This is a genomic window from Frankia canadensis (assembly GCF_900197875.1).
Taxonomy (GTDB): domain Bacteria; phylum Actinomycetota; class Actinomycetes; order Frankiales; family Frankiaceae; genus Frankia; species Frankia canadensis.
Window position 1 is genome coordinate 1 of record NZ_FZMO01000531.1, and the last position, 17,646, is coordinate 17,646.

14 protein-coding genes, 3 tRNA genes and 1 pseudogene are annotated in these 17,646 nt (G+C 72.9%); 8 read left to right on the top strand and 10 right to left on the bottom strand.

Annotated features, from left to right (window positions below):
• Nucleotides 1–326 (bottom strand): annotated as a pseudogene (locus tag C1A33_RS28715) (chorismate-binding protein); the annotation flags it as partial.
• Between the two features lie 272 nt (nt 327–598).
• Between C1A33_RS28715 and C1A33_RS28720 the strand changes: the two are divergent.
• From C1A33_RS28720 to C1A33_RS28730, 3 genes are all read left to right on the top strand, one after another.
• Nucleotides 599–671, top strand: a tRNA-Gly gene (locus C1A33_RS28720).
• Between the two features lie 44 nt (nt 672–715).
• Nucleotides 716–787 (top strand) — tRNA-Cys (locus C1A33_RS28725).
• A 12-nt stretch (nt 788–799) separates the two neighbouring features.
• Nucleotides 800–871, top strand: a tRNA-Val gene (locus tag C1A33_RS28730).
• A gap of 69 nt (nt 872–940) precedes the next feature.
• Here the strand turns inward: C1A33_RS28730 and C1A33_RS28735 are convergent.
• The gene (locus C1A33_RS28735) at nt 941–1,780 is read right to left on the bottom strand and encodes an N-acetylmuramoyl-L-alanine amidase (protein ID WP_101835031.1); all 840 of its coding nucleotides are present in this window, start codon (nt 1,778–1,780) and stop codon (nt 941–943) included.
• A gap of 242 nt (nt 1,781–2,022) precedes the next feature.
• Nucleotides 2,023–2,832, bottom strand: coding sequence for a DUF3097 domain-containing protein (locus C1A33_RS28740; RefSeq protein WP_101835033.1), 810 nt, complete (start codon nt 2,830–2,832; stop codon nt 2,023–2,025).
• Between the two features lie 129 nt (nt 2,833–2,961).
• Between C1A33_RS28740 and C1A33_RS28745 the strand changes: the two genes are divergently transcribed.
• Nucleotides 2,962–3,549: an isochorismatase family protein gene (locus C1A33_RS28745; RefSeq protein WP_101835035.1), complete on the top strand. Its 588-nt coding sequence runs from the start codon at nt 2,962–2,964 to the stop codon at nt 3,547–3,549.
• Between the two features lie 162 nt (nt 3,550–3,711).
• Here C1A33_RS28745 and C1A33_RS28750 read toward each other — a convergent pair whose 3' ends face one another.
• The 4 genes from C1A33_RS28750 to C1A33_RS28765 all read right to left on the bottom strand — a co-directional run bounded on the left by C1A33_RS28750 (nt 3,712) and on the right by C1A33_RS28765 (nt 6,612).
• Entirely contained in the window at nt 3,712–4,005 is a 294-nt protein-coding gene (locus tag C1A33_RS28750) for a DUF4193 family protein (protein ID WP_101835037.1), read from the bottom strand.
• 306 nt (nt 4,006–4,311) lie between these two features.
• The gene (locus tag C1A33_RS28755; protein ID WP_165818634.1) at nt 4,312–4,845 is read right to left on the bottom strand and encodes a DUF3145 domain-containing protein; all 534 of its coding nucleotides are present in this window, start codon (nt 4,843–4,845) and stop codon (nt 4,312–4,314) included.
• 231 nt (nt 4,846–5,076) lie between these two features.
• Complete coding sequence (locus C1A33_RS28760; protein WP_243408033.1) at nt 5,077–6,084, bottom strand: SPFH domain-containing protein; 1,008 nt, start codon at nt 6,082–6,084, stop codon at nt 5,077–5,079.
• A gap of 90 nt (nt 6,085–6,174) precedes the next feature.
• Nucleotides 6,175–6,612 (bottom strand): NfeD family protein, encoded by a 438-nt coding sequence (locus C1A33_RS28765; protein WP_101835041.1) that lies wholly within the window; start codon nt 6,610–6,612, stop codon nt 6,175–6,177.
• Nucleotides 6,613–6,737: 125 nt separating this feature from the next.
• Here C1A33_RS28765 and glgX point away from each other — a divergent pair, with 125 nt between their 5' ends.
• Both glgX and treY read left to right on the top strand, forming a co-directional pair.
• The gene (gene glgX, locus C1A33_RS28770; RefSeq protein ID WP_101835075.1) at nt 6,738–8,939 is read left to right on the top strand and encodes a glycogen debranching protein GlgX; all 2,202 of its coding nucleotides are present in this window, start codon (nt 6,738–6,740) and stop codon (nt 8,937–8,939) included.
• 37 nt (nt 8,940–8,976) lie between these two features.
• A complete protein-coding gene (treY, locus tag C1A33_RS28775; protein WP_101835073.1) occupies nt 8,977–11,424 on the top strand; it encodes a malto-oligosyltrehalose synthase in 2,448 nt (815 codons plus the stop codon).
• An 89-nt stretch (nt 11,425–11,513) separates the two neighbouring features.
• On the opposite strand, the gene C1A33_RS28780 is transcribed toward treY, so the two are convergent.
• On the bottom strand, nt 11,514–12,416 hold the full coding sequence (locus C1A33_RS28780; RefSeq protein ID WP_101835044.1) for a PDZ domain-containing protein: 903 nt from the start codon (nt 12,414–12,416) through the stop codon (nt 11,514–11,516).
• A gap of 123 nt (nt 12,417–12,539) precedes the next feature.
• Here C1A33_RS28780 and C1A33_RS28785 point away from each other — a divergent pair, with 123 nt between their 5' ends.
• Nucleotides 12,540–13,193 (top strand): response regulator transcription factor, encoded by a 654-nt coding sequence (locus tag C1A33_RS28785; RefSeq protein ID WP_101835045.1) that lies wholly within the window; start codon nt 12,540–12,542, stop codon nt 13,191–13,193.
• Entirely contained in the window at nt 13,190–14,527 is a 1,338-nt protein-coding gene (locus C1A33_RS28790; protein ID WP_207770553.1) for a sensor histidine kinase, read from the top strand. The genes C1A33_RS28785 and C1A33_RS28790 overlap by 4 nt, the downstream gene beginning before the upstream one ends.
• A gap of 117 nt (nt 14,528–14,644) precedes the next feature.
• On the opposite strand, the gene C1A33_RS28795 is transcribed toward C1A33_RS28790, so the two are convergent.
• Nucleotides 14,645–15,304 (bottom strand): peroxiredoxin, encoded by a 660-nt coding sequence (locus C1A33_RS28795; RefSeq protein WP_101835047.1) that lies wholly within the window; start codon nt 15,302–15,304, stop codon nt 14,645–14,647.
• A 197-nt stretch (nt 15,305–15,501) separates the two neighbouring features.
• Nucleotides 15,502–17,508: an AfsR/SARP family transcriptional regulator gene (locus C1A33_RS28800; RefSeq protein WP_101835049.1), complete on the bottom strand. Its 2,007-nt coding sequence runs from the start codon at nt 17,506–17,508 to the stop codon at nt 15,502–15,504.
• Between the last annotated feature and the right edge of the window lie 138 nt (nt 17,509–17,646).

Sequence of the window (17,646 nt, forward strand, 5' to 3'; positions counted from 1 at the left end):
TCCCGGATGGCGGCCACCCCCGCGAGGTAGGCCGCCTGGTCGAGACTGCTGCGCCAGGATCCCGGCGGCGGGCCGCTCCACGCGCCCCGCCGCAGGGCGGCCGGGCCGCCGGGCGGCGCGGGGCGCACGTCGGCGAAGCGCACGCAGCGCACCGCGCCCTCGAAGTCGGCGACGACGCCCCAGAACCCGCCGCGGTCCAGCACCGCGGGATCGTCGCTGATCTCCCGGACCCCGCTCGCGAGGCGCCCGCCGGCGAGCAGGTACGGGCCGGGCCGGCGCGGCGGTGTTGCCGCGCCGCGGCGAGCGGTCCGTTCTGGAGCGCCCATGTTCGTCCGGCTCACCCCGATCACGGTACGCGGTCGCCAGCTGACCCGCCTCGCCCGGGCGGGACCGCCTCCGGGCCAGCGCCCACGGTGGGAGGCTCCCGCGGGCCCGGTGGACGTGCCGTGGGAGAAACCCGATGTTCACGTGGGATCCCTTGACCCAGCGCAACACTTCCGCGACGTCTCGCGGGCCATTCGACGCGAGGCGCCTTCGTCCGCTAGAGTGCTACCTGCACCGCCAAGAACGACTCCAGCAAGACCAGCGGCGGTGCGATGCGGACGTGGCTCAGTTGGTAGAGCATCACCTTGCCAAGGTGAGGGTCGCGGGTTCGAATCCCGTCGTCCGCTCGGAAGCAGAGGGGCTTGAGGTCCGTCAAGCAACGGCCTCCCGCGGCGGAGTGGCCGAGTGGTTTAGGCAAGGGCCTGCAAAGCCCTGTACGCGGGTTCGATTCCCGCCTCCGCCTCTGGTTCATCGCGGGCGATTAGCTCAGTGGGAGAGCGCTACCTTGACACGGTAGAGGTCACTGGTTCAATCCCAGTATCGCCCACCCCGCACAGCATCAGACCATCACCTGAAGGCCACTCCTCGGAGTGGCCTTCGTCATGTCCGGCAGGCGTCAGCTGGCGGGGGCAGCGGGGGTGCTGGTCGCGCCGAGGAGGTAGGCCGTGAGCCCGTCGGCGATGCCGGCGGCGGCGCGGGCCCGCCAGGTCGGGTCGACGAGCAGGGCCGCGTCCGCCTGGTTGCGCATGTTCCCGCATTCCAGGAACACCTTCGGGACGCGGGAGAGGTTCAGGCCGCCGAGGTCCGAGCGGATCGTCATGCCCTCGACACCGAGGTAGTCCGCCAGCGGCTGCCCGGTGGCTCGGCCGAAGGCCGAGCGCAGCGTGCCGGCGAGCAGGCTCGACGGTGCCAGGATGGCCGCGTTCTCCCGATCAGGGCTCAGCGCGGGCGCGATCACGTGAAAGCCGCGCCCGGTCGGTGGGCCGCCGTCGGCGTGGATGGACACCACCGCCGCGGCGCCGGCGTCGTTGCCGATCCGGGCCCGCTCGTCGACGCAGGGTCCCACCCCGGTGTCGGTGGCGCGGGTCAGTCGCACCGTCGCGCCGCGGGCGCGCAGCAGGACCGCCGCCCGCTGGGCGAGGTCGAAGGTGAAGGCGTGCTCGGGGTAGCCGGCGTTCGTCTCGGCGCCGACGGTGTCGCACTCCTTGTCGAACCCGCCGGCGGGGACCTGCCGGTTGATGGCCGCGCCGGCGCCGCTGTTGCCGCCGTCGTGGCCGGGGTCGAGCACGATGACGCGGCCGGCGAGCGAGGTCGGCCCGGGCGAGATGCCCGATCCGGCGGCGGAGCGGCCGTGCCCGCCATCCAGCACGTATCGCAGGGCGAATCCGGTCACCAGGGCGAGCACCACCACGGCGGCGACGTAGAGCAGGATCGCCGGCCGGAACCTGACCGGCATGCAGTCTCCCGCCGTTCAGGCTCCCGCCGCACGAGGGCGAGCGGGAGCGGTGCAGGGTGGAGTGGAGGGTGGAACAGTCCAGGGGTGGTGCGGCCGGAGGGATCCGGCCACGGGTGGCGCCGCCGGAGGCGGCGGGCAGATCCGTACGCGTCGGCTTCACACCGTATGCGACGTCCGCGACGGGGCCACGCACCCCGTCACGCCGAGACCACCGCGTGGTGTCCGCGGCGGCACCGCGGGCCTCAGGCGGTGACGAAGTCGATCAGGCGTTCCACCGCGCCGAGCAGCCCCACCTCGAGGTCGGCGAAGCTGTCGACGCTCGCCAGCACCCGCCGCCACATCTCGGCCGGCTCGGCCACTCCGAGTGCCTGGCAGACACCCTCCTTCCACGGCTGGCCGCGGGGCACGTCCGGCCAGGCCGCGATGCCTACCGACGTCGGCTTCACCGCCTGCCAGATGTCGACGTACGGATGCCCGGTGACGAGGACGTGCGGGCCCGCCGCCGCCGCCGCGATGCGGCTCTCCTTGGAGCCGGGGATGAGATGGTCGACCAGGACGCCGAGGCGCCGCGCGGGCCCCGGCCGGAACTCCTCGATCACCCCCGGCAGCTCGTCAACGCCGTCGAGGCACTCGACGACGACCCCCTCGACCCGCAGGTCGTCCCCCCACACCCGCTCGACCAGGGCCGCGTCGTGCAGCCCCTCGACGTAGATGCGGCTGGCCCGGGCCACCCGCGCGCGATGGCCGGCGACGGCGATCGACCCGGAGGCGGTGCGCGCCAGCGCCGCGGGCATCGCGCGGCGTGGCCGCACCAGGGTGACCCGACGGCCCTCCAGCAGGAACGCGGCGGGCTCCAGCGGAAACACCCGCCGGGCACCATGCCGGTCCTCCAGCGTGACCGCGCCGAGCTCACTGCCGACCACGGCACCGCAGAAGCCGCTGACCACGTCCTCGACGACGAGGTCGGCCTCGAGCTCGACCTCGGGTATCGTCGGCCGGCTCGTTCGGGCGGCGGGCGCCAGGACGTCGGGGCCGTAGTCGCGGCTGCGCATGCCGCGAACCTAAGCCGTCAGACGCCCATGATCAGGGATATCGGCACGGGCGTGTCGGGATGCGACACTAAGGGCATAACCCGCCGCGCGGGCAGGCCGGGGCGGGGCGTCGACGGGAGGCGGCCGGACGTGACCGAACGCTACGGGCCTGGGATCGCGCTGCTGGTCGTGGACGTCCAGAACGACTTCGCCGACCGGGCGGGCAGCCTCTACGTGGCGGGCGGTGAGCAGGTCGTGGCGGGGATCAACGCGGAGGTCACCGCGGCCCGGGCCGCCGACTCCCCCGTCTTCTACAGCCAGGACTGGCATCCCGCCCATACGCCCCATTTCGTCACCGGCGGCGGCGTCTGGCCGCCGCACTGCGTGGCGGACAGCGCGGGCGCGGCCTTCCATCCCGAACTGGTGGTGGCCGGCGAGGTGATCCGCAAGGGGGTGGACGGCGGCGACGGCTACTCGGCGTTCTCGGTACGCGATCCGTCGTCCGGCGAGCGCCGCGCGACCCTGCTGGGCGCCCGGCTCGCCGAGCTCGGAGTGGCGACGCTCGTCGTGGTCGGCCTGGCCGGAGACCACTGCGTCCGGGCCAGCGCGCTGGACGCGCGGGAGCGAGGTCTGTCGGTGCGGCTGCCCCTGGCGCTCACGCGGTTCGTCAACCTCGAGCCCGACGACGAGGGGCGGGCGGTGACGGCGATGCGCGACGCCGGAGTGCTGGTCGGCTGACCCGGCCAGCCGGCAGGTGGTCGGACGACGACCACGCGGTCGGCCGGCGGGGAGAGTCGATGCTTCGTGGGGTCAGGTCGGTCGACCCGGGGTCGATCGACATCGGTCGGTCAGTGGTGCGGTTCGGTCAGCTGCTCGGGCTGGCCAGGCGGCTCGGACCGGTCAGGCAGCGCAGTCCCGGCAGACCATCCGCCGCTCGTCGAAGAGCTGGCTGCGATGGTGCACGAGGTAGCACTGCGTGCAGGTGAACTCGTCGGCCTGGCGGGGCAGTACGCGGAGGTTCAGTTCCTCCCCGGCCAGGTCAGCGCCGGGCAGGCCGAGCTCGGTCTCGAACGGGTCGACGTCGTCACCGAGGTCAGCCGCCGCATCCGCCCGTCGCGCCTTGAGGGCCTCGAGGCTCTGCTCGGAGGCGTCCTCTATGTCAGCTGTGCGAGGGGTGTCGTAATCGGTGGCCACTTAAGTAACTCCCAGAAAGGTTGTTCGTGGTCGTGCGCAAGCCTCAACGCATGACCGCCGGGGTATGTGCCCGTCAGACCCGCGCTACCCTGATGTGGGCTTCACCACACCCGGGTGTCCGATCCGCCCTGATGCGTGCGCGGCACCGGACGATGGGCGACTCCGGATCACGCTGACGCAGGCCAGCGGCAGTGTGGCCATGGATGCCGCTGGCCGGCGGCCGGCCCAGCCCGACCCCCTCCCCCGGCCGTGCGGGGTCGGTGCCAGGCGCGCCGTCGCGTGGTGCGTGGGCGCGTGGGCCGGCGCTCAGCCGGTCCGGCGTAGCCAGGTGATGGGGGCCCCGTGCGCCCCGCGGCGCAGCGGTTCGAGCACGTCGTCCCACGCGGTGCCGAGCAGCCGGTGCAGCCCGCGGGCGAGCGTCTCGCGGGCCTCGCCGCGCTCGAGCAGCGCCCGCAGCGCCGCCTCGCCGACCACCACGTCCCCGTTGGCCGCGATGGCCGCCCGATGCAGGCCGAGATCCGGCGTGTAGGAGTAGCGCTCGGCGTCACACCCGGGCGAGGGACCCTCGACTGTCTCAAAGGTGACATGGCCCAGCCGGCGCAGCGCCGCCGCGACCCGGCCCGCCGTGCCCGGCGAGGCGCGCCACTCCAGCCCGGCGAACAGGAATCCGGGCATGCCGGGCTGCGCCGTCCAGGTCAGCGACACCGGCGACGACAACACTCCGGACGCGCCGAACTCCAGGTGCGGGCACAGCGCCGGCGGACAGGCGAGAACCGCCAGCTTGCCCGGCACGGCGAAGGACGACGAGCCGGATGACAGCTCACGAGCTGTCGGGGACATTGCGACCACGCGGGACCTCCGTCGACGAGGAACGCCTTCCCCTGCGTCTCATCGACCCGCCCCCGTATGGCTTGCCGGAATCGTCCCATGGCCGCGCCCGGCGGACTAGCCCCACCCCCTCCCAGAGGTATGACTCATTAGTCGCAAAGGTGGGCCTACCGCCGAACCATGGCTGGCGGGCGCCGGCTGGTTCGTCCGGCAGGGGCCCGGTCGCCACCCGGTCAGGTCAGGTCAGCCCTGGTCGTGATCCGGCGCGGCCGGCGGCGTCGGGTTGGGATGTGTCACGGCCGGTGACGTCCCGGCCGCGGCCGTCGCCGCCGGGGACTTCGCAGCCGGGGCTTCACGGCCCGGAGGCTTCACGGCGGCGGCCTCGACCGCGCCGCCCAGCAGCCCGCCGAGGCCGCCGAGCGCGCCGGTCAGCTCGCTGGGCACGATCCACAGCTTGCTGGCCTGGCCCTGCGCGATCTGCGGCAGGGTCTGCAGGTACTGGTAGGCCAGTAGCTTCTGATCGGCGTTGCCCTCGTGGATGGCCCGGAAGACCGTGTCGATGGCCTTCGCCTCACCCTGGGCGGTGAGGATCTGGGACTCCCGCTCCCCCTCGGCGCGCAGGATCGCGGCCTGCTTCTCCCCCTCGGCACGCAGGATCTCGCTCTGTTTGACCCCCTCGGCGGTCAGGATGGCGGCGCGGCGGTCCCGCTCGGCGCGCATCTGCTTCTCCATCGAGTCCTGGATGGAGCGGGGCGGGTCGATCGCCTTGAGCTCGACCCGGTTGACCCGGATGCCCCACTTGCCGGTCGCCTCGTCGAGGACGCCGCGCAGCTGGCCGTTGATCTGGTCCCGGGAGGTGAGGGTGGCCTCCAGGTTCATCCCGCCGATGACGTTGCGAAGGGTGGTCACGGTCAGCTGCTCGATCGCGCGGATGACGTTGGCGATCTCGTAGGTGGCCGCCCGCGGGTCGGTGACCTGGAAGTAGATGACCGTGTCGATGCCGACCACGAGGTTGTCCTCGGTGATCACCGGCTGCGGCGGGAAGCTGACGACCTGTTCGCGCAGGTCGATGCGATCGCGGATGCGGTCGACGAACGGCACCACGAGGGCGAGCCCCGGGGTGAGGGTGCGGTGGTACCGGCCGAGTCGCTCGACGACCATCGCGCGCGCCTGCGGGACGATCCGCACCGCCCTGGCCAGTGTGATCAGCAGTACGGCCGCGATCACCACGGCGACGATGACACCTGCCATGACCTGTCCTCCCTGTCTGGACCGGCGCCCCACCGCCCGGAGCCGGTCAGCGGGGCCGGGTCCGCCCGTCCCGGGCCCGGGGATCCCGGGTCAGAGTTCGAACCTGTGCACGATGGCGGTCGCGCCGTCGATGCGCAGCACGTGGGCCTCGCTGCCGGCCTCCAGCACGGTCGAGGTCGGGTACGACCGGGCCGACCAGACCTCCCCGCGGATCTTCACCCGGCCGCCGTCGCCGTCGACCCGCTCCAGCACCACCGCCCGCTCGCCGACCAGTGCCTCGGTCCCGGTGCGCAGTTGCGGTACGTCACGCTGGAGGTGGCGGCGGGCCACCGGGCGAAGGCCGAGTCCGAACCCGCCGGCGGCCACGGCGAAGGCGACGATCTGCCAGACCGCGTCCACGCCGAGCAGCGCGGCCGCCGCGCCGACCAGCGCGGCCAGCGCGAACATCACCAGCGTCAGGTCCAGGGTCAGCAGCTCGCCGACGAACAGAGCGCCGGCGACGACGACCCAGATCGCCCAGTCGGCCATGCTTCCATGCTAGGCCCGGCCGGTCAGCCGCGGATCAATGAGATTTCAATGTCCCGGGTGTCGTGACCTCGATGTTCACGCGCCCCTCGATCAGGGAGGGCCCGCTGCCCGTAGGCTTCGTGCCTATGTCGCAGGTTTGGCCGGGCAGCCCCTATCCCCTGGGCGCCACGTACGACGGCTCGGGAACGAATTTCGCGATCTTCTCAGAGATCGCCGACCGGGTCCAGCTCTGCCTGTTCGACGACGCCGGCCATGAGGAACAGATCGACATGAAGGAACGGGACGCCTTCGTCTGGCACGCCTACCTACCCTCGGTCGGTCCGGGGCAGCGCTACGGCTACCGCGTCCACGGCCCGTACGCGCCCGCCGCCGGCCACCGGTGCAACCCGGCGAAGCTGCTGCTCGACCCGTACGCGAAGGCCGTCGATGGGGAGGTCGCCTGGGATCAGGCGGTGTTCCCCTACGCCTTCGGCGACCCGGACAGCGTCAACGACGCCGACTCCGGGCCGCACATGATGAAGTCGGTCGTCATCAGCCCGTTCTTCGACTGGAACGGGGACCGGCCGCCGCGCACGCCCTACAACGAGTCGGTGATCTACGAGGCGCACGTGCGCGGGCTGACCAAGAACCATCCGGGCCTGCCCGAGGAATACCGGGGCACCTACGCCGGCGTCGCCCACCCGCTCATGATCGAGCACTACCGGCGGATCGGCGTGACCGCGATCGAGCTGCTGCCCGTGCACCAGTTCGTGCACGACGAGCACCTGGTGCGCCAGGGCCTGCGCAACTACTGGGGCTACAACTCGCTGGCCTTCCTCGCCCCGCACAACGGCTACTCCGCCTCCGGCGGGCAGGGCCGGCAGGTGCAGGAGTTCAAGAGCATGGTCAAGAACCTGCACGAGGCGGGGATCGAGGTGATCCTCGACGTCGTCTACAACCACACCGCCGAGGGTAACCACATGGGCCCGATGCTGGCCTTCCGCGGCATCGACAACGCCGCCTACTACCGGCTCGTGGACGACGACCCGCGCTACTACATGGACTACACCGGCACCGGCAACAGCATGCGGGTCCGTCACCCGCACGTCCTGCAGCTGATCATGGACTCGCTGCGCTACTGGGTCACCGACATGCACGTCGACGGCTTCCGCTTCGACCTGGCGGCGACACTGGCCCGGGAGTTCTACGACGTCGACCGGCTGTCGTCGTTCTTCGACCTGGTCCAGCAGGACCCGGTCGTCTCCCAGGTCAAGCTGATCGCCGAGCCCTGGGACCTCGGCGAGGGCGGCTACCAGGTGGGCAACTTCCCCCCGCTGTGGACGGAGTGGAACGGCAAGTACCGCGACACCGTCCGCGACTTCTGGCGCGGCCAGGAACAGGGCATCGCCGAGTTCGCCTCCCGGCTGACCGGGTCGAGCGACCTGTACGAGAACAGCGGCCGCCGACCCTGGGCGTCGATCAACTTCATCACCGCCCACGACGGCTTCACCCTGCACGACCTCGTCTCCTACAACAACAAGCACAACGAGGCCAACGGTGAGGACAACCGCGACGGCTCCGACGACAACCGGTCGTGGAACTGCGGGGCCGAGGGGCCGACGGACGATCCGCAGGTGCTCGCGCTTCGGGCCGCGCAGACCCGTAACCTGCTGACGACGCTGTTGCTGTCCCAGGGGGTGCCGATGCTGGTCGCCGGAGACGAGATGGGCCGCACCCAGCACGGCAACAACAACGCCTACTGCCAGGACACCCCGATCTCCTGGCTGGACTGGGCCGACGCCGAACGCAACGCCGATCTCGTCGACTTCGTCGGCCATGTGTCGCGGCTGCGTCACGATCACCCGATCTTCCGGCGGCGGAAGTTCTTCCAGGGCGCGTCGCCGCGCGGCCAGGGCGGCGCCGACGCGGCGGGCGCGGGTGACGATCCGTCCGGCAAGGACATCGTCTGGCTGCGTCCCGACGGCCTGGAGATGACCGACGCCGACTGGGAGTCCGGTACCGCGCGCTCCCTCGGCGTGTACTTCAACGGCGACGCCATCCCCGACCCGGACGCGCTCGGCCAACGCATCGTCGACGACTCGTTCCTGCTGTTCTTCAACGCCCACTTCGAGCCGGTCGGCTTCCGGGTTCCGGCGCCGACCTTCGGCGACGAGTGGGAGACGGTCGTCGACACGCGGCGCTCCACCGCCGAGGTCGAAGCAGGCCTGGAGTCGATCGCGCTGGCGCACTCGGCCCTCGACCCCGCCGACATCGGCAAGGTCGTCAAAGCCGGCGACCCACTCGAGATCGACGCCCGTTCGACGGTCGTGCTGCGCCGTGTCCGCTGACCCGACGACGCCCCTGGGCGGCTCCGGCCGCGCGCGGATCGTGCCCACGTCCACCTACCGGCTGCAGCTCAACCTCGACTTCTCCTTCACCGACGCCGCGGTGGTCGTCCCGTACCTCGCCGCGCTCGGGGTGTCGCATCTGTACCTGTCGCCGGTGCTGGAGGCGGCACCCGGCTCGACACACGGCTACGACGTCGTCGAGCACGGGCAGATCAACCCGGAGCTCGGCGGCACGGGAGGCCTGCGCCGGCTCGTCGCCGCCTGCCGCAAGGCCAGCCTCGGCCTCGTCGTCGACGTCGTGCCGAACCACATGTCGGTCACGCCGCAGGCGGCGAACGCGGCCTGGTGGTCGGTGCTGCGCGAGGGGCCCGAGTCGCCGTACGCCAGCTGGTTCGACATCGACTGGGCCGCCCCCGACAACCCGGGCCGGGTGCTCGTGCCGATCCTCGGCACCGGGCTCGCCGACTGCCTGGCCGCCGGGGAGATCTCGGTGGAGCGCGACACCGAGGGCGCGTGGGTCGTCGTCTACTACGACCACGTGCTGCCCACCGCGCCCGGCACCGCCGACCCGGACGACGTCGCCGGCACCCTCGACGCCCAGTACTACCGGCTGTGCTGGTGGCGGGTCGGCGCCACCGAGCTGAACTACCGCCGCTTCTTCGACATCACCACCCTCGCCGGGCTGCGCCAGGAGGAGCCCGACGTCTTCGCCGCCACGCACCGGCTGCTCATCGAGCAGGTCCGGGCCGGCACCTTCGACGGGCTGCGCATCGACCATCCCGACGGGCTGGCCGACCCGGAGGAGTACCTGCGGCGCCTCGCCGAGGCGTCCGGCGGGGTCTGGACCGTCGTCGAGAAGATCCTCGAGGACGACGAGGCGCTCCCCGAGAGCTGGCCGTGCGACGGCACCACCGGCTACGACGGCATCGGCCGGCTGACCCGGCTGTTCCTCGACCCGGTCGCCGGGCATCCCCTCGCCGCGCTCTACCAGGAGATCACCCGCGTCGACCCGGGCTACGAGGCGGAGGCGCGGGCCGCCAAGCTCGACGTGCTCGCCACCGTGCTGCAGCCCGAGATCGACCGGCTGACCACGCTGGCACTCGGCGAGGCCCGGCGCGCCCGCGCCGACCTCACCCGCACCGGGCTGCGCGAGGCGCTGTGCGAGGTGCTGGCCGCCTTCGACGTCTACCGGGCCTACATCCGCCCGGACGGTACGCCGAGCCTGGAGGCCCGTGGGCACGTCGTGCGGGCCTGCGAGCAGGCGCGCTCCTACCTGCCGGGCCGCTCGGCCGAGATCGACCTGATCGAGGACCTGGCGCTCGGCGGACCGCCCGAGTTCGTGATCCGCTTCCAGCAGACCTGCGGCCCGGTGATGGCCAAGGGCATCGAGGACACCGCGTTCTACCGGTACGCGCGGATGATCGCGCTCAACGAGGTCGGCGGCGACCCGGCCCGCTTCCCCGCGTTCACCACCGGGCATCCGCGCAGCGCCGTCAACGAGTTCCACGAGGCGAACGTCACCGCGCAGCGCACCTGGCCGCTGACGATGACCACCCTGTCGACCCACGACACCAAGCGCTCGGAGGACGTGCGGGCCCGGCTCGCAGTGCTGTCCGAGGACCCGCGGGGCTGGGCGGAGGTCGCCGGCCGGCTGGTGCGCCTCGGCGAGCGCCACCGCGACACCGAGCAGGGCTGGCCGGACCGGCCGGCGATCTACTTCCTGCTGCAGACGCTGGTCGGCGCCTGGCCGCTGCCCACCGAGCGGGCCACCAGCTACATGCTCAAGGCCGTGCGCGAGGCGAAGCTGTACACCAGCTGGACCGACAGCGATCCCGCCTACGAGTCGGCGCTCACGAACTACATCGAGTCGGTGCTGGAGGACGACGAGTTCCTCGCCGTGCTCGGCGGCTACGTCGGCGGGCTGGTCGAGCTCGGCCGGCAGAACTCCCTCGCCCAGAAGCTGCTGCAGCTGACGATGCCCGGCGTGCCCGACGTCTACCAGGGCCAGGACCTGTGGGACCTGTCGCTGGTCGATCCGGACAACCGGCGGCCGGTGAACTTCGGCGACCGGACGAAGCTGCTCGCCGAGCTCGGCGCCGAGATCGCCGCGGAAGGCGCCAGCCCGCGCCGCCCGCCGCTGCTCGACGACTCGGGCGCGGCGAAGCTGCTGGTGGTCGCCCGCGCGCTGCGGGTGCGCCGGGACCACCCGGAGTGGTTCGGCGCGCACGCCACCTACCGGCCGCTGTGGGCGTCCGGCTCGGCGGCGGAGAACGTGGTGGCGTTCACCCGCTCCGAGTCGGTGGTGACGGTGGCGCCGCGCCTGGTCCTCGGCCTGCGCCGCGGCGGTGGCTGGCGGGACACCACCGTGACGCTGCCCGACGGCCGGTGGACCGACGTGCTGACCGGCCGCAGGCATGACGGCGGCACGGCCTACGTCCTGCGTCTGCTGCGCGACTTCCCCGTCAGCCTGCTCGTCCGTTCCTGACGGCCTCTCCCGGGCGACGGCGAGCGCCGGACCGCCCTCTGCCCTCCAGGAGAAACGATCCGGCGCGCGCCGTCATCGATGTGCGGCGGTCAGCCGCCCAGGGTCGGCGGGGCGGGCACGGCCTGTGCGCTGCCCGGGGCGTCGGACCCCGACGCGCCGCCCGGGGCGCCCGGGGCGCCCGGGTGGACGAACCGGTGGATCCACGGCTTGCCCGCCGGGGCGCCGGGGGGCGGCTGGAGGGTGAGGGCCACCGTCCAGGTGCGGTTCGTGGACGGGCGGTGAACGACGAGGTGCACGGTCCGCGTCCCCGAGTCCGGCGGCAGCAGCTTCTCGATGACCTTCCGGTCGGGCTTGCCGTTCACGATCGGCGCCGCCCCGTCGATGGACTGGACGACGTCACCCGCCCGCAGTCCGGCCGCGGCGGCCGGCCCGCCCTGGACCTGGGCGATGGTGAGCACCGGCGCGCCGCCGCCCGCCGGCGGGCCGACGTGGATGGCGAACACCTGCCCGCCGTGCGTGTCGCAGGTGGCGATGCCGAACTCGGCCGTGCCGCCCGCCTCGCCCGCCGGGGCGCGGACCACGTTGCGGCGGGTCACCGGACCCGAGCCGTCCCCGGCACCGCCCGCCACGAACGTGGCGCCGTCCACCGTCTCGCCGTCCACCGGGGCGCCCTCGGGGGCCGGCAGGGCGGGCGCCGAGGCGGACTGCCCACCCGCGCCGAAGACCTCGTTGTGCACCGCCCCGCCCGCGGGCTGGCCGCCCGAACCCGGCAGCGTCTTGTGGACGATGCCGTCGGGGGGCAGCGGGCAGGGGGCGCCCTTGCCGTCGCCCGCCGCCGTGACGTTGGCGATCGCCGGGTGGGCGGAGCTGACGCTGGTGGCGGTGACGCCGGCGGCCGAGGAGACGGAGCCACTCGGCGGGGAGGCCTGGGCGGCGCCGGCGGTGAGGCCCACACCGACCGGCAGGGCGACGGCCATGGCGGCCACCGCCATCACGGACTTCCGTGTCGTTCGCAGGGGAGATCTCATGTCGGCCAGGCTGTCAGCGAGGATGTTGCCGCAGGATGAACGCGATCGTTAACGCCGGTGTTACAGCCTGTTCGATAGAAGGTCGACATGCGCGTGCTGGTGGCGGAGGACGAACGTGAGCTGGCCGACCTGGTCGCCGAGGGGTTGCGCCGGCACGCGATGGCCGTCGACGTGGCCTACGACGGCGCCGCGGCGACCGAACGACTCGCCGTCCACGACTACGACGTCCTGGTGCTGGACCGTGACCTGCCCGCGGTGCACGGCGACGACATCTGCCGCGACCTGGCCCGGGCCGGGGCACGCACCCGCATCCTGATGCTGACGGCGGCGGCCTCGGTGCCCGAGCGGGTCGCCGGGCTCGGCCTGGGCGCCGACGACTATCTGCCCAAGCCGTTCGACTACGCCGAACTGGTCGCCCGGGTGCAGGCGCTCGGGCGGCGCAGCCGGGCCCCGGTGGCGCCGGTGCTGACCCGGGGCGGCCTCGTGCTCGACACCCGTCATCTGCAGGCGTCGCGGGACGGTCGGCACCTGCGGCTGTCCCTGAAGGAGTTCGCCGTGCTGGAGGTGCTGATGCGGGCGGACGGCGCGGTCGTCAGCGCCGAGGCCCTGCTGGAGTCCGCGTGGGACGAGCACGCCGACCCGTTCACGTCCGCGGTCCGAGTGATCATCAGTCGGCTGCGCGGCAAGCTCGGCGACCCGCCGTGCATCCACACCGTGCCCGGCGCGGGATACCGGTTGTGAACGACGGCGGGATGCGGGGGCGCTGGGGAGCGGGCCGGCTGGGGACGGTCCGGACGCGGCTGACCCTGCTCTACAGCGGCCTGTTCCTGCTCACGTCCACGATCCTGCTGGTGGTGACCAACCTGCTGTTGCGGGGCGTGCTGCGGAGCAAGGTCACCGCTATCACCGCGACGTCACCGGTGGGCGCCGGCGCCCCCGCGCCCAGCGCGGGCATCGGCGCCGGGGGGACCAGCGCGTTCACCGGCTCCGGCGTGGGGTCCGCCGTGGGGTCCGGCGCACCGGCGGCGGTGCCTGGCGGCCCCGACCAGACCGGCTCGCCCGACGTCTACTTCGGCCGTCTGGCGGTCGTCGACCGTCTCCCGGACACGGTGCTGCACTACCAGTGGACGGTCGCGGCGATCACGATCGGGATTCTGGCGCTGGTGTCCGTGGCCGCCGGATGGTGGCTCGCCGGGCGGCTGCTGCGGCCGCTGCACCGGATCACGGCCACCGCGCACCGGCTGTCCCTGTCGAACCTGCACGAACGGATCGCGCTCGCCGGCCCGCGCGACGAACTGCGCGATCTCGCCGACACCTTCGACGAGATGCTCTGCCGGCTCGAGGCCGCGGTCGACGCGCAGCGCCGTTTCATCGCCAACGCCGCCCACGAGCTGCGCACCCCGCTGGCGCTGCAGCGCGCCGCCATCCAGATCGGGCTGACCGATCCCGATCCCGACCGCCTCCCCCAGGTCCGCGGCCAGCTGCTGGCGGCCAACCAGCGCACCGAGCGCCTCATCGACGCCCTGCTGCTGCTCGCCCAGACCGAACGGGGCCTCGCCACCCTCGAACCGGTGGCGCTCGACGCCCTCGTCCGGCAGGTGGCCCTGGAGATGCTGCCCCCCGCCGACGGCGAGCCACCCGGTGCCCACGAGCTCTCCGACGACCGGGCGCTCACGAGCCGGGTGCGGCTCCCCTCCGGGGTCACGCTGGCCATCCACGCCGAGCCCGTGGTCGTGCTCGGCGACGCGGTCCTGTTGGCGCGGCTGGTCGGGAACCTGCTGGACAACGCCGTGCGGCACAACGATCCCGGCGGATCGGTGGCCGTGCACCTGTCGGCGGCGGGCGTCCTCACGGTCAGCAACACGGGTCCGGTCGTCCCCGACGACCGCCTCGCCGAGATCTTCGAGCCGTTCCGCCGGCTGCACACGCCGCGGACCCGTTCGGCGGCAGGCTCGGGGCTCGGGCTGTCCATCGTCCGGTCGATCGCGTCGGTGCACCGCGCCACCCTCACCGCCACCCCGAACCCCGGCGGCGGCCTGCTGCTCGCCGCCCACTTCCCCACCGCGACCGGATAGCGGCCCGGCGCTGCGGCCGCGGCCCGGTGTGCCGGGCGGGCTGGGTCGCGCCGGGAACGCGCGAGGCCCACCCGGCGGCCCCTCGCGGGGCGCCCGGTGGGCCTCGGCTGCATCAGGTCAGGAGGTCGGCTGCGGAACGATGCGCAGGTAGGGCTTCGGCTCCTCCCAGGTGCCGTAGACCTTCTTGGCCTCGTCGTTGCTGACGGAGCCGGCGATGACGACGTTCTCGCCCTGCTTCCAGTTCACCGGGGTGGCGACCTTGTACTTCGCGGTGAGCTGCAGGGAGTCGATGACCCGCAGGACCTCGTCGAAGTTGCGGCCGGTGGTCATCGGGTAGACGAGGATCAGCTTGATCTTCTTGTCCGGGCCGATGACGAACACGTTGCGCACGGTCTGGTTGTCGGCGGCGGTGCGGTCGGCCGGGTCACCGCTGACGTCGGCGCCGAGCATGCCGTACGCCTTGGAGATCGTGAAGTCGGCGTCGCCGATGAGCGGGTAGTTCGGGGCGGTGCCCTGGGTCTCCTCGATGTCCTTCGCCCAGTCGGCGTGCTTGTCAACCGGGTCGACCGACAGACCGATGATCTTCACGCCGCGGCGGTCGAACTCGGGCTTGATGCTGGCCACGTAGCCAAGCTCGGTGGTGCAGATCGGGGTGAAGTTCTTCGGGTGCGAGAAGAGCACCGCCCAGGAGTCGCCGATCCACTCGTGGAACTTGATCGCGCCCTCGGTGGTGGCGGCCACGAAGTCAGGCGCGGTGTCGCCGATCGTCAGAGTCATCGTCGTCTCGTCTCCGTTTCGCAGGGCCGCGGGGCTCGGGGCGCCGCGGCGCGTTGGTGCGTCGTCCGTCATGTGTGCGGCGATTCCCCCGCCGCATGCTGCCGGTGCTGCATCGTGCCTGGTAGATCGTGCCTGGTAGGTGGTGCAGGGAGAACACTACGGACAGGGCGTTCCCTGAGCGTTCCCTGCGCCGGGTGCTACTCGACGCCACCGGCCTGGCGGCGGGCTCGGGCCGTCCAGTAGGGGTGGCCGGCCTTGTCGAACGCGGCCGCCGCCGCCTCGAATCCTTCCCGGGCGGCCGCCCGATCACCCTCGCCGACCGCGATCCAGGCGGCCGCCGAGGAGGCCATCGCCTGCCAGGCCGTGCTGTCGAACGACTCGGCGGTGCGCTCGGCGATCGCGGCGAACTCGCGGGCGCCACGCAGGTCACCGGTGCGGGCCAGCGTCTCGGCGGCGAGTGGGTTCAGCATCGCCCCGCAGCTCGGGCAGTCGCCGTACCGGCTCGCGGTCTCCCGCGCCGCGGTGACAGCGGCGACGGCGGCATCCAGATCGCCCTGTTCGAGGGCGGCGAGTGTGGCGATGCCGTGCAGGCGGGCCCAGGCATGCCGTGAACTCGGCGCCACCGTCGCGATCGCGGTCGCCCACCGCAGATGCGCCGCGGCGTCCTCGAACGCTCCCGTGCAGACCGCCAGCTCCGCGCGGCGCAGCCACGGCAGGGCCACGGTACGGCTGCCCATCGGCGTGTACAGCTCGCAGCTGCGGGCCAGGCAGGCGTCCGCCTCGCCCCAGTGGCCGGCGAGCAGCAGCGACTCGCCGAGCAGACACCAGGCGAAGGCCTGCACCGCCACCGCGTCGCAGCGCTCGGCCAGCGCCAGGGTCTGGCGGGCGTAGTCGCCGACGTCGCCGGCGAGGGCGTCGCCGTAGAGCTGGTACTGGCCGGCGCAGTGGTTGATCTCCAGGTAGCGGCTGACCTGGCCGCCGAGGTCGGTGCCGGACAGCCGGCGGACCTGCGCCTGCAGGCCTGCCCGCCAGTCGCCGCGCAGGTGGGAGATGATCGCCAGCGCCTCGAGGGCGTCGACGATGTCCTCGTCGTCGCCGTGTTCGCGGGCCGTCTCGTGTGCCTCGTCGGCAAGGTCGCGGGCAGCGCCCAGATCGCCGTGTTCCCAGGCCAGGTGGGCGCGCACGCAGGCCAGCCGGCCGCGTTCGGCGGTGTCCGGCCCGAGCGCGTCGGCCTTGGCGAGATGGTCGGCGGCGGCGTCGGTCTGATGGCCCATGAGCAGCGCGGTGGCCATCCGCCGGTGCAGCCTGCCAGTGCTCGCCGGCTCGTTCGAGGCCCGCAGCGCCTGCTCGTAGGCCTTGCCGGCACCGTCCGCGTCGCCCGACTGGGCGCGCAGGTCGCCGACCTTCTCCCACAGCTCCACGGCGAGATCGGGCTCGGCGGTGTGGCCGCCGCGGATCTCCTCGTACAACCGCTGGGCCCGTGGGCTCGGCTCCACGCCCAGCTCGGCGTGCAGGGCCGCTCTTAGCCGCTCGTACTGCCGCCGGGCCTCGTCCCGCCGTCCCGCCAGCGCGTACAGGCGCATCAGCCGGACATGGTTCTCCTCCTGCACGGTGTCGGCGGCGGCGTCGGCCCCCGCGACGAGCCGGTTGACCACGCGGGCGGCCTCGTTGAACTCGCCGCGCTCCTCCAGCACGCGGGCGAGCTCGGTGGCCAGCGCCGTCCAGTCCGCGTGCAGCTCGTCCCGCGGGCCGGCGGCCCAGTCCTCGTAACGGTCCTCCGGCAGCAGACCGTCGCGGTACAGGTCGAGGGCCGCCCAGTGGATGGAGGCGTCCCTGCTCTGGCGGGCCAGCGCCGCGGCGGCCCGGTACTCGGCGACATCGACGGACAGCCCGTCGGAGCGCAGGCACAGCAGGTCACCGATCGACTCGATGAGCGCGGCGCCGTCCGCCGAGAGGCCGTCACCATCCAGTGCGCGGCGGGCCGCGTGCAGCGCCTTACGCAGGTTCGCTGCAGCGGCCGCCGGTTCCAGCTCCGGCCACAGGACGTCCATCACCTGCTCGCGCCGCAGCCGATACCCCGGCGCCAGCGCCAGCAGCTTGACCAGCGCCGCCGGCTTGCGCCGTGACCACGCACCGTCCGGCACCGCCCGGTGCCCGACCAGCACCCGAAACCCGCCGAACAGCTCGATCCGAAGCCCTGCCAACCGTGCCCCCCACGCCCGTACCCACGTGACCTCACCTGATGGTGCCACCTGGAACCGGGCGAACAGCCCCTCTCGGCACACCACGGGGGTCGACCGCGCCGGGCCGCGGGCGCTGTCACCATAGGTCGAACGCTGTCA

Bases quoted from the DNA above. Each gene is read 5' to 3' on its own strand.
- C1A33_RS28735 (WP_101835031.1), bottom strand. From the start codon at position 1,780: ATGCCGGTCAGGTTCCGGCCGGCGATCCTGCTCTACGTCGCCGCCGTG.
- C1A33_RS28740 (WP_101835033.1), bottom strand. From the start codon at position 2,832: ATGCGCAGCCGCGACTACGGCCCCGACGTCCTGGCGCCCGCCGCCCGA.
- C1A33_RS28765 (WP_101835041.1), bottom strand. From the start codon at position 6,612: ATGGCCGACTGGGCGATCTGGGTCGTCGTCGCCGGCGCTCTGTTCGTC.
- C1A33_RS28795 (WP_101835047.1), bottom strand. From the start codon at position 15,304: ATGACTCTGACGATCGGCGACACCGCGCCTGACTTCGTGGCCGCCACC.
- C1A33_RS28780 (WP_101835044.1), bottom strand. From the start codon at position 12,416: ATGGCGGTGGCCGCCATGGCCGTCGCCCTGCCGGTCGGTGTGGGCCTC.
- C1A33_RS28760 (WP_243408033.1), bottom strand. From the start codon at position 6,084: ATGGCAGGTGTCATCGTCGCCGTGGTGATCGCGGCCGTACTGCTGATC.
- C1A33_RS28755 (WP_165818634.1), bottom strand. From the start codon at position 4,845: ATGTCCCCGACAGCTCGTGAGCTGTCATCCGGCTCGTCGTCCTTCGCC.
- C1A33_RS28785 (WP_101835045.1), top strand. From the start codon at position 12,540: ATGCGCGTGCTGGTGGCGGAGGACGAACGTGAGCTGGCCGACCTGGTC.
- glgX (WP_101835075.1), top strand. From the start codon at position 6,738: ATGTCGCAGGTTTGGCCGGGCAGCCCCTATCCCCTGGGCGCCACGTAC.